The sequence below is a fragment of the Hoeflea algicola genome (assembly GCF_026619415.1).
GTDB lineage: Bacteria > Pseudomonadota > Alphaproteobacteria > Rhizobiales > Rhizobiaceae > Hoeflea > Hoeflea algicola.
Window position 1 is genome coordinate 2,843,577 of record NZ_JAOVZR010000001.1, and the last position, 11,837, is coordinate 2,855,413.

Genomic DNA, 11,837 nt, shown 5'->3' on the forward strand with positions numbered 1-11,837 from the left:
GCGCGCAAGAGACGCATTGCGACATTGCGAAATCATCAGCCCCGGCGCAAGCCCGAAGCCGGGCATCGAAACCCACAGGCACGCGCCCGCGGTTTAACTCAGGCGTAAACCACCAGCAGATCCTTGGCGTCGATCTGATCCCCGGTCTTGACCAGAACTTCTGCCAGCGTGCCATCGCGCTCGGCATGGATGGCCGTTTCCATCTTCATCGCCTCGATCGACACCAGCACGTCCCCGGCCTTGATTTTCTGACCCTGGGCCACCGCCACCGTCGAGATCACGCCCGGCATCGGGGCCGCGACATGGGCGTCATTGCCGAGTTCCGCCTTGCGCCGCGCCGCAGATCCCGATGCGCCATGTGCCCGGTCCGGCACCTTGATCCGCCGTGGCTGGCCGTTGAGTTCAAAGAACACCGTAACCAGGCCCTTATCGTCGGGCTCGCTCTGGGCAAGGTTCTGGATCACCAGCGTCTTGCCTTTCTCGATCTCGACCAACAATTCGCCACCAACCGAAATGCCGTAAAAATAGGCTGGCGTCGGCAGCATGCTCACTGGCCCATAGGTCTCGCTGACCAGCGCGAAATCGGTAAACACCTTGGGATACATCAGGTACGAAGCAAATTCGTTTTCGCTGATCTTCCGCTCCAGCTTGGTCTCGATCTCGTTGCGCTCGGCGTCGAGGTCGGCTGCGGCCAGCAATGATCCGGGTCGCGCCGTATAGGCCTCTTCGCCCTTCAGCACCTTGCTTTGCAGAGCCTCCGGCCAGCCGGAGGGCGGCTGCCCCAGATCGCCGCGCATCATCGAGACCACCGATTCGGGAAAGGAGACGTCCTTTTCCGGGTTTTCGACGTCGCCGACGCTCAGATCCTGGCTGACCATCATCAGCGCCATGTCGCCAACCACCTTCGAGGAAGGTGTCACCTTGACGATATCACCGAACATCTGGTTGGCGTCAGCATAGGCCTGTGCCACTTCGTGCCAACGGGTTTCAAGCCCCAGTGAGCGCGCCTGCTCCTTGAGGTTGGTAAACTGCCCGCCGGGCATTTCGTGCAGATAGACTTCCGACGCCGGTCCTTTGAGGTCGCTCTCAAAAGCGGCATACTGGTTGCGGACGGCCTCCCAGTAAAACGAAATCCGGCGAATCCATTCTGGATCGAGGCCGGGATCGCGCTCATCGCCGCGTAGCGCCTCGGCGATCGAGCCGAGACAAGGCTGCGAAGTGTTCCCCGACAGCGCGTCCATCGCCGCGTCGACCGCGTCGACCCCGCTATCGATCGCCGCCAGCACCGTGGCCGCCGAGATACCGGACGTGTCATGGGTGTGGAAATGGATCGGCAGGTCGGTGGCATCACGCAAGGCGGTAAACAATTGCCGCGCTGCCGCCGGCTTTAGCAGACCGGCCATGTCCTTGACCGCGATGATATGCGCGCCGGCTTTTTCGAGCTCGGTGGCAAGCCCTGTGTAATATTTCAGATCATATTTCGGCCGCGCCGAATTGAGGATGTCGCCGGTATAGCAGATCGCCGCTTCGCAAAGCTTGTCTTCCGCGCATACGGCATCCATCGACACCCGCATGTTTTCCACCCAGTTGAGGCAGTCGAACACCCGGAACAGGCCGATGCCGCCCTGCGCCGCCTGGCGCACGAAGTGCTTGACGACGTTGTCGGGGTAATTCTTGTAGCCAACACCATTGGCGCCGCGCAAAAGCATTTGCAAAAGCAGGTTGGGCGCACCCTGGCGTACCAGATCAAGCCGCTCCCACGGGCCTTCGGTCAAAAAACGCATGGAAACATCGAAGGTTGCCCCACCCCAGCATTCCAGCGACAGCAGGTTCGGCAAGGCCCGTGCATAGGTGCCGGCAATCGACGCGATGTCGTGCGTGCGCATCCGCGTCGCCAGCAGCGACTGATGCCCGTCGCGCATTGTCGTGTCGGTCAGCAGCACCTGGGTCTGCGCCCGCATCCACTCGGCAAAGCCTTTCGGACCAAGCGCATCGAGCCGCTGCTGGGTGCCGTCGGGGATGGCTGATTCGACAAAGGGCACACGCGGTGCTGCAGCATCCTCGACCGGCATTGGCCGGCCTTTGGTTTCGGGATGTCCGTTGACCGTGACATCGGCAAGGTAGGTGAGAAGCTTGGTGGCCCGGTCCTGCCGCTTGACCTGCTCGAACAGTTCCGGCGTCGTGTCAATAAACCGTGTCGTATAGGTGTTGTCGAGAAAGCTCGGGTGCGTGATGATGGCTTCCAGGAAGGTCAGATTGGTGGCCACGCCACGAATCCGGAACTCCCTGAGCGCCCGGTCCATCCGACGAATGGTCTCTTCCGCCGTCGGCGCCCAAGCGGTGACCTTTTCGAGAAGCGGGTCATAAAACCGGGTGATCACCGCGCCTGAATAGGCGGTGCCGCCATCAAGCCGGATGCCGAAGCCGGTGGCGCCGCGATAGGCGGTGATGCGGCCATAGTCGGGAATGAAATTCTGTTCCGGATCCTCGGTGGTAATCCGGCATTGCAGCGCGTGACCATTGAGGCGGATATCGGCCTGCGCCGGAACCCCGGATTCTGGCGTGCCGATCACTTCGCCGTCAAGAATATGGATCTGCGCCTTGACGATATCGATGCCGGTCACTTCTTCAGTGACCGTATGCTCGACCTGGATGCGCGGATTGACTTCGATGAAATAGAACGCACCCGTATCGATATCCATCAGATATTCGACCGTACCGGCACCGATATAACCGGTGGCATTGGCGATTTTCAGCGAATAGGTTGCCAGCTCCTGGCGCTGCGCTTCGCTCAGATAAGGCGCGGGTGCGCGCTCGACGACCTTCTGGTTGCGCCGCTGGACCGAGCAGTCGCGCTCGAACAGATGAACCGCGTTGCCATGGGTATCACCCAGAATCTGGCTTTCGACATGGCGGGCCCGCTCCACCAGCTTTTCAAGGTAAACCTCGTCCTTGCCGAACGCAGCCATGGCTTCACGTTTGGCTTCGGTCACTTCACGGGCAAGGTCCTTGGGGTCGCGAATGGCGCGCATCCCACGACCACCGCCGCCCCAGGAAGCCTTCAGCATGATCGGGTAACCGATCTTCTCAGCCATCCGGGCGACTTCATCCATGTCATCAGGCAACGGCTGGGTCGCGGGCACCACCGGAACATCGATCTCGATGGCAAGGTTGCGCGCCGCCACCTTGTTGCCAAGCCGGCGCATGGTGTCAGCTTTCGGGCCGATGAAGGTAAGACCCGCAGCTTCGCAGGCGTCGACGAATTCCGGGCTCTCCGACAACAACCCGTATCCGGGGTGGATCGCGTCAGCCCCCGACAATCTTGCCACCCGGATGATCTCTTCAATCGAAAGATAGCTTTCAATAGGGCCCATGTCGTGTGCCAGGTGTGGCCCGCGGCCGACCTGATAGGATTCATCCGCCTTGAACCGGTGTAGCGAGAGCTTGTCTTCTTCCGCCCATATGGCGACGGTCTTCAGCCCCAACTCATTGGCCGCGCGAAACACGCGAATGGCTATTTCAGACCGGTTGGCAACAAGAATCTTGGAGATTGGCACAAACAGGCTCCCGGGTTTGGGCGAAGGGATCGGGGTCCAACCCGACCCCGCGCCCATTCAATAGCGTCTGTTTTGCTGCAGTGCAAATTAAGAGATGAGCCCGAGTCTGAATGCGATCGCCACAACATGGTGCCGGTTCTTGGCCTGCAATTTTTCCTGGATACCGTTCATGTACCAGTCGATGGTGTGCGCCGAGAGGCCAAGCGTCTCTCCCATCTCGTTGGAGGTCATACCATGGCCGAGATATTCGAGCGTCTCCATCTCGCGCTTGGTCATCTGCACCACCACCGGGCGGCTGAGCCGTCGATGGGCGGCCGGATCCTGTGTCTCGAGCAGTCCCCAGAACGCCTTTTTGGCCAAGGCATCCATCATCGCCATTTCGGATGGCGAAAGATCAATGCTGTGACCGGCCACCGTCAACACCCCTACCAGCCCGCGCCGGCCGTGAACCGGAAACACATAGCCGTCTTCCAGTCCGTGACGGCGCGCATCCACCATCATCCGTTCCATCCGCTTGCGCTGCGGATCAAACTCAAAAGCCTGCATCGGTTCACGCCAACGAAACCCGCACTGGCTATGCCCGAGATATCGGACCATCGGATCAATGGTGGCATATTTGCGCTTCACATAAAGCTCGGGCCAGCCTTTCGGCCATTGGCCTGCCAGCATGATGCCTGTCGAGATCGCTTTCGGGCCCCGGTTGCCTCACAAGCGTGAAAAAATCGAATCCGAGCGCACCAATGGCATGGGCAAGCCGCGCGCGTATGGCCTCGGCATCGTCCTCGTCATGGTTCTCGGCTTCCAGGAACTGCAGAACTGGGTTCATGTTCATGGCTTCCTCCGCTGGCAGCTGATTGCGCGGGCCCCCGCGGAAATCGGCGATGCCTGTGAGTCAAATCACGTTCTTGAAACGATTGTAACCCGAAATCTTGCACATATAGCAACCCTCCATTGCGTTTTGCGCAAGTCTCGCGCGGATCCGCCTTTCAGGCACGCCTCATAAAATGAATTATCGTGAAAAAACAACGCCATTCCGGCATTTGCCGCACACCAGCGACGGCTCGGGAAAGGCAAATCTATACATCGCAAGCTGCGCCGCATGCCCGAAAGGCACGCGGCGCAGCAGCAAAACTTCAGATACAGGCTTCAAACAGGGCCCGTGTGTTCTCTGCAGTCATGGTCACCGGATTGCCGCCGGCGCTCGGATCTTCAAGCGCCATTTCAGTCATTTCATCAATCCGGTCACGGCCAACGCCAAGTGCTGCCAGCTTGTCGGGGACACCGAGATCGGCGCGTAGGCCGAGCACGAAATCGTAAAACCCGTCAAACCCGCCCGAAATTCCCAGATAGTGCGAAGCCCGTGCAATCCGCTCCTCGATCGCCGGCCGGTTCATCACCAGCACCGGAGACATCACCACGGCATTGGTCATGCCGTGGTGGGTGTTATAGACGGCACCGATCGGGTGCGACAGCGCATGGATGGCGCCGAGGCCTTTCTGGAAAGCCACCGCGCCCATCGCCGCCGCACTCATCATTTCAGCGCGAGCGTCGATATTGGACCCATCAGCAAACACCAGCGGCAGGTTTTCCTTGACCAGCCGCATGCCTTCGAGCGCGATTCCCTGGCTCATCGGATGATAGAACGGCGACGAGTAGGCCTCCAGGCAATGCGCGAACGCGTCCATGCCGGTGCCCACTGTGATGATCTTCGGCATGCCAACGGTCAGTTCCGGGTCGCAGATGGTAACCGAAGGCAGCAACTTGGGATGAAAAATGATCTTCTTGACGTGGGTTACCGAGTTGGTCAGCACGCCCGCACGGCCGACTTCCGAGCCGGTGCCCGCAGTTGTCGGCACGGCAATGATCGGAGCGATGGCATCACCATTGGCGCGGGTCCACCAATCACCCACATCCTCGAAATCCCAGACCGGACGTGTTTGCCCGGCCTGAAACGCGATCAGCTTGCCAAGATCGAGCCCCGAACCGCCACCAAAGGCGATCACACCGTCATGACCACCAGCCTTGAACACCGCAACGCCGGCTTCGAGGTTTTTCTCGTTCGGGTTCGGATCAACCTCTGCAAAAATCGCCCGTCCAAGGCCTGCGGCATCCAGAAGTTCAAGCGCATTGGCGGTAATCGGCAGCGAGGCCAGTCCCCGGTCGGTAACCAGCAACGGCTTTTTCATGCCCGCTGCAGCGCAAGCTTCAGCCAGCTCCGAGACGCGCCCGGCGCCAAAACGAATTGCAGTGGGATAGGACCAGTTGGCGCGCGGGCTCATGCGGATTTCTTTCTCAGGTGGTAGGATTTGGGACGGGTGAGGTTGTGAAAGCCGATTTCCGACAGCGAACCGCCGCGGCCGGTGGCCTTGCAGCCGGTCCAGCACAATGCCGGATCGAGATAATCGGCCCGGTTCATGAACACCGTGCCGGTTTCGATTTCGGCACCGATGCGGGCCGCACGTTCGGCATCATTGGTCCACAGCGAGGCAGTCAGGCCGAATTGGCAATCGTTCATTAACGTCAGCGCTTCTTCATCGCTGTCGACCGGCATGATGCCGACCACCGGCCCGAAGCTTTCATCGCGCATCACCCGCATGTCGTGGGTCACGTCAACCAGCACCTGTGGCATCAGGTAGGCGCCACCATCATCAGCGGGGAACTGTTTCGGATCGATCAGGCCGCGCGCGCCACTGGCGATGGCTTCCTGCGTCTGTGCCCTGACCTCTTTGGCGAAGCGGACATTGGCCATAGGCCCGATGGTGGTGTCCTGTTCCAGCGGATTGCCGAGCTTGAGGCCAGAAGACACCCAGGCCGCGGCCTTTTCGACAAACGCGTCATAGAGTGGCCGGGCAATATACAGCCGTTCGATGCCGCAGCAGCATTGCCCGGCATTAAACATCGCCCCATCCATCAGCACATCGACCGCCCAGTCAAGATCGGCGTCTTCCATTACATAACCGGGATCCTTGCCGCCAAGCTCAAGACCTATCCCCGTGAAGGTTCCTGCCGCGGCCCGCTCGATTGCCTTGCCGCCACCCACCGAGCCGGTGAAATTGATGAAATTGAAGCTTCCCGCTGAAATCAGCTTCTCTGTTCCGGGATGATCGAGGAACAGGTTGATGAACACGTCTTCCGGCAGGCCCGCCTCGCGGAACGCGCGGGCCATGCGTTCGCCAACCAGCAAGGTCTGCGTGGCGTGCTTGAGCACCACCGTATTGCCGGCGATCAGCGCCGGCGCAACTGTGTTGATCGCCGTCATGTAGGGATAATTCCAGGGTGCGACCACAAACACCACGCCGTGCGGCTCGCGGACAATGCGGCGTTCGAACTGAGCCGAATTCTCGATCTCGATCGGCGCCAGCGCCCGCGCGGCAATCTCGGCCATATAGGTAGCGCGCTCGTTGACGCCACCGAACTCGCCGCCATAGCGCACCGGCCGACCCATCATCCAGGCCAGTTCCGGCACCACCTCATCGTTCATCTCGTGAAGCCGGGCAACGCCAGCACGGACCAGCGCGATGCGCTCGTCGAGCGGCCGGCGGGCCCAGTCCTTTTGCGCCTTGCGGGTCCGCGCCACAGCAGACGCGGCCTCCTCGACGCCCATCACCGGCCGTTCGGCGTACACCGAGCCATCGATCGGCGATATGCATTTCAAAACGCTCATTGCATTGAACTCCTAATAGATGGCCTGCCGGCCTGACTGGTAACGATCCGCACCGCCCTTACGCCCGTTCAAAGCCGCGCGCAATTTCCCAGTCGGTCACAGCCTTGTCGAATTCTTCCTGCTCCCATTCGGCGCAGCGTACATAGTGATCAATCACGTCATCACCCATGGCTTCACGCAGCATTTTCGAACTGCGCAAGGTCTCAGTGGACGCTCGCAGCGTCGAGGGAATGTGCCGGGCCTCCGCGTTCTCGTAGATGTCGCCGCCGGTCGGTGGCGCCAGTTTCAGCTTGTCCTCGATTCCCCTGATACCCGCGGCGAGCAGGGCGGCCTGGGCAAGATACGGGTTCATGTCCGAGCCGCCGATGCGGCATTCAACGCGGACCGCCTTGCTGCCTTCGCCGCAAAGGCGGAAGCCGGCGGTGCGGTTGTCAACCGACCAGACCGTGCGGGTCGGCGCGAAGCTGCCCTTCATGAAGCGCTTGTAGCTGTTGACATAGGGCGCCATGAACCAGGTGTAGTCGGACGCATATTCAATCAGGCCCGCCATGAAATGGCGCATCAGCTCCGACATGCCGTATTCACCGCTCTCGTCGCGGAAAACCGGGGTCTTGCCGCTCCACAGCGACATGTGCACATGCGACGACGAACCGACCTTCTTGGGGTGCCATTTCGGCAGAAAAGTCACCGACCGGCCCTGCGCCCAGGCAATTTCCTTGACCGCATGCTTGGCAATCGTGTGGTGATCGGCGCAATCGAGCGCTTCGGCATAGCGGATATTGAGCTCTTCCTGGCCGGTCTCGGCCTCACCCTTGGAATTCTCGATCGGAATGCCGGCAGCAAACAGGTGATTGCGCACCGGGCGCATGATGCCCTCTTCCTTGGTGGTCTGGAGAATGTGGTAGTCCTCATTGTAGGCGCTGATTGGCGTCAGCTCGCGATAGCCCGATTGGGCGAGCTCGCGAAAGCTCTGCTCGAACAGGAAAAACTCAAGCTCGGTGGCCATCATTGCCTCGTAGCCCAACTCCTTGAGCCGGGCGATCTGGACCTTGAGAATCTGCCGCGGTGACTGCGGCACCGGTTTGTGGGTCTTGTGATCAAGCAGATCGCACAACACCATCGCCGTGCCGTCCAGCCACGGCACGCGGCGCATGGTGGAAAGGTCGGGCTTCATCACGTAATCGCCGTAGCCCGCCCGCCAACTGGTGGTGGCATAGCCATCCGGGGTCGCCATCTCGAGATCGGTTGCCAGCATGTAGTTGCAGCAATGGGTCTCCTGATGGCTTGAATCGATGAAATTCTGGACATGAAACCGCTTGCCCATCAGCCGCCCCTGCATGTCGACACAGCACACCAGCACCGTGTCGATATCGCCGGAGCGCGCGGCGGATTTCAGCTCGTCGAATGTAAGGTTTCCGGCCATGGCAATCTGATCCTGATAGGCGGTAAGCGCGCATTGTCTCATTCCAGAAACGATCTGAAGCGGCACACGCGACATCGAGAAGGTGCAGTGGTCCGATGCTGGCATGACTGGCGCCCGGCGGCACTGCGGCAAACCGCCCCCGGACGAGCCGGGAGGCGGAGATTTCAAAGGCGCGTTGCCTCAGCTTTCGCCGTAGGGGAACCCGGCACCGTTGATGACCTTGTTGTAATCCTTGAAGATCGAGATCACCTTGGCCTTGGTTTCGCTTTCCGCGCCGATTTCATCCCAGAACTTGATGGCAGCATCTTCGACCTGCTTCCAGTCCTTGGCCGGAACCGAGCGGAGCTTAAGCTTGTCGCCGGTGGCGCGCAGCTTGGCTTCCCCACCCCAATACCACTGGTTGCGGAACGTGTGGCTGGCTTCCATGCAGGACATGTAGAGCGCCTTGAGATGGTCGGGCAACTCGTTCCACTTTTCCTCGTTGGCAAACCACGAACCGATCCAGGCGCCGGAGATATTGTTGGTCAGGAAGTAATCGGTCACATTGGCCCAGCCGACAGTGTAGTCCTCGGTGATCCCCGACCAGGACATGCCGTCGAGCTCGCCGGTCTGCACCGCAACTTCGGCGTCCTCGTAGGGAATTGACAGCGGCACCACACCGAACTGGGTCAGGAAGCGACCGGCCGTCGGGAACGTGTAGAGCTTCAGACCGTCGAGATCGGCAACGCTGGTGATTTCCTTCTTGGTGTTGAAGTTGCACGGGTCCTGGCCAGCTGCCGAAAGCCAGACAACGCCAGTTCCGGAATAGGCTTCGCGCCAGATATCGCCCAGGCCGTATTGCTGGAACAGCACCGGCACATCGAGAATCGAGCGGGTGGCGAACGGGAAATAGCCGCCGAACAAACCCACTTCGACGGGCGATGCCATCGAGATCATCGTCCGAGTGGACGGCATCAATGGTGCCAGCCTGCATGGCACGGAACAATTCGCCGGTCGGCACGATCTGGTCGGCGAAGAACAGCTCGATCACCATCTCGCCATTGGCCGCCTTGTTGAAGGCATCGACGAAGGGCTGGGTTACAAACTGGCCCAGGGCCGCCCCGGCATAGGTCTGCATACGCCAGCGGATCGGTTCCTGTGCAATCGCGGCAGGCGCCGCGAGGGCTGTTCCGGCCGCCGCGCCGGCAGCAACGCCGGCCTTGGTGAGAAATTGACGCCTCTTGATATTGCTCATGCTGTTCTCCTTTTCGGTTTCATCTTCTTAGGATCTGCTCATGTCAGCCTCGTAATTTGCCCTGGAACTGCTGCGGCAACCACAAGGCCAGCTCCGGGAACATCATCACGATCACCAAGGTGAGCAGCATGACCGCGACGAAGGGAATAACAGACTGGTAGATATGACGAATCGTGATTTCCGGCGGCGCCATAGCCCGCATCAGGAACAGATTGTAGCCGAACGGCGGCGTCATGTAGGCGATCTGGCAGGTGATCGTATAAAGGATGCCGTACCACACCAGATCGAACCCCAATATCTTGACCAGCGGCACGTAGAGCGGTGCGACGATCACCAGCATTGCCGTATCATCAAGAAAGGTGCCCATCAGCAAAAAACTCAGCTGCATCAGGATCAGCACATGCCACGGCTCAAGCCCGAGTTGGCCGAGGAAGAAATCCTCGATGGCGCGCACTGCGCCGAGCCCGTCAAACACCGCGCCAAAGCACAATGCCGCCAGAATGATCCACATGAACATGCAGGAAATGCCGAGCGTCTTGCGCACCGTGTTTTCAAACACCTCGCGGGTCAAACGCCGCTTGATGATCGCAGCCAGCATCGAGGCCAGCGCGCCAACCGCCGAGCTTTCCACCAGGCTGGTGTAGCCCATCAGGAACAGGCCGTTCATCAGGAAGAAGATCATGAAGGGCAGGATGCCGGCACGCAGCAGGCTTATCCGTTCACTCCAAGTGATGGCATCGCGTTCTGCTTTTGAGAGCGGCGGCCCCAGATGCGGCTGCAGCTTGCAGCGCACCGCAATGTAGAGAATGAACAGGCCGGCCATCAGCAGCCCCGGAAATACCCCCGCCAGCCACAGCTGGCTGACCGGCTGCCGGGCGATCATGCCATAAAGCACCAGCACCACCGAAGGCGGTATCAGGATCCCCAGACTGGATCCCCCCTGGATCACCCCGGTGATCATCACCTTGTCGTAGCCGCGGCGCAGAAGTTCCGGCAACGCAATGGTCGCACCGATCGCCATGCCGGCCACCGACAGCCCGTTCATTGCCGAAATCACCACCATCAGCAGAATGGTGCCGATCGCCAGCCCGCCCGGCACTGGTCCGAACCAGACATGGAACATCCGGTAAAGATCATCAGCAATGCGGCTTTCGGAAAGCATGTAGCCCATGAAAATGAACATCGGCAGCGTGAGCAGCGGATACCATTTCATCAGCTTGATAGACTGCGCGAAGGCGATTTCAACGCCGCCCGTACCCCACAGCGGCAGCGCCGCGATCACCGCCACGGCGCCGATCACGCCGAACACGCGTTGCCCGGTCAACAACAGCGCCATCATGGCGGCAAACATGAACAACGCGATAAGTTCGTAGCTCAAAGGCCCGCCTCGCTTTGGTGGTCGACGCTGACGCCGCGCAAATAAAGGATGTCACGAAGAAACTCGGCAAATGTCTGCAACAGCATCAAGAAGATGCCGATGCCGCCGATAAGCTTGACCGGCCACATATAGGGCCGCCACACCGAGTGGGCGCGCTCGCCATATTCGATGGCATAGGTGGTGCTGGAAACCGCGCCGTAGAGCAGCACGCAAAGGTAAAACAGCAAGAACAGCACGGTCACCGCATCAACCGCCGCCTTGCGCCGTGGCGACCAGCTCGCATAGACCAGATCCATCCGCACATGGTCGCCCAGTTGCATCGAATAGGCCCCGCCCAAAAGGTAATAGGCAACCATGATGAACTGCGCCATTTCCAGCGTCCACAGCGCTGGCGACCCGGCATATTTGCTCACCGACGACCACAACAGCACGCCCATCAGCGCGAAGATCAGATACATCGCAAACCGGCCGACACGACGGTTGAAGGCGTCGACCACACGAATATAGCGTTCGGCCAGCTTCATGCTTGCCCCCTCCGCTCACACACCACCTGCCACAGGCGGGTCGCCATTCCAGGCATC

The 11,837-nt window shown here is 60.2% G+C and carries 6 protein-coding genes and 2 pseudogenes; all 8 read right to left on the bottom strand.

The window, feature by feature from the left end:
* Window positions 1–98 precede the first annotated feature (98 nt).
* The 8 genes and pseudogenes from pyc to OEG84_RS13995 all read right to left on the bottom strand — a co-directional run bounded on the left by pyc (window position 99) and on the right by OEG84_RS13995 (window position 11,780).
* Entirely contained in the window at window positions 99–3,557 is a 3,459-nt protein-coding gene (gene pyc, locus OEG84_RS13955) for a pyruvate carboxylase (RefSeq protein WP_267654305.1), read from the bottom strand.
* A gap of 87 nt (window positions 3,558–3,644) precedes the next feature.
* Window positions 3,645–4,389 (bottom strand): annotated as a pseudogene (locus tag OEG84_RS13960) (helix-turn-helix transcriptional regulator).
* A gap of 301 nt (window positions 4,390–4,690) precedes the next feature.
* Window positions 4,691–5,836, bottom strand: a complete 1,146-nt coding sequence (locus OEG84_RS13970; protein WP_267654308.1) for an iron-containing alcohol dehydrogenase — start codon at window positions 5,834–5,836, stop codon at window positions 4,691–4,693.
* Window positions 5,833–7,221 carry an aldehyde dehydrogenase family protein gene (locus OEG84_RS13975; protein ID WP_267654309.1) on the bottom strand — a complete coding sequence of 463 codons (1,389 nt, stop codon included), beginning with the start codon at window positions 7,219–7,221 and terminating at the stop codon, window positions 5,833–5,835. Before OEG84_RS13975 ends, OEG84_RS13970 begins: the two co-directional genes overlap by 4 nt.
* Window positions 7,222–7,279: 58 nt before the next feature.
* Entirely contained in the window at window positions 7,280–8,644 is a 1,365-nt protein-coding gene (locus OEG84_RS13980; RefSeq protein WP_267656187.1) for a glutamine synthetase family protein, read from the bottom strand.
* Window positions 8,645–8,824: 180 nt separating this feature from the next.
* Window positions 8,825–9,878: pseudogene (locus OEG84_RS13985) on the bottom strand (TRAP transporter substrate-binding protein).
* Window positions 9,879–9,921: 43 nt separating this feature from the next.
* Window positions 9,922–11,256, bottom strand: coding sequence for a TRAP transporter large permease (locus OEG84_RS13990; RefSeq protein WP_267654310.1), 1,335 nt, complete (start codon window positions 11,254–11,256; stop codon window positions 9,922–9,924).
* A complete protein-coding gene (locus OEG84_RS13995) occupies window positions 11,253–11,780 on the bottom strand; it encodes a TRAP transporter small permease subunit (RefSeq protein ID WP_267654311.1) in 528 nt (175 codons plus the stop codon). The genes OEG84_RS13990 and OEG84_RS13995 overlap by 4 nt, the downstream gene beginning before the upstream one ends.
* Window positions 11,781–11,837 lie beyond the last annotated feature (57 nt).

Bases quoted from the DNA above. Each gene is read 5' to 3' on its own strand.
- OEG84_RS13970 (WP_267654308.1), bottom strand. From the start codon at position 5,836: ATGAGCCCGCGCGCCAACTGGTCCTATCCCACTGCAATTCGTTTTGGC.
- OEG84_RS13975 (WP_267654309.1), bottom strand. From the start codon at position 7,221: ATGAGCGTTTTGAAATGCATATCGCCGATCGATGGCTCGGTGTACGCC.
- OEG84_RS13980 (WP_267656187.1), bottom strand. From the start codon at position 8,644: ATGGCCGGAAACCTTACATTCGACGAGCTGAAATCCGCCGCGCGCTCC.
- OEG84_RS13995 (WP_267654311.1), bottom strand. From the start codon at position 11,780: ATGAAGCTGGCCGAACGCTATATTCGTGTGGTCGACGCCTTCAACCGT.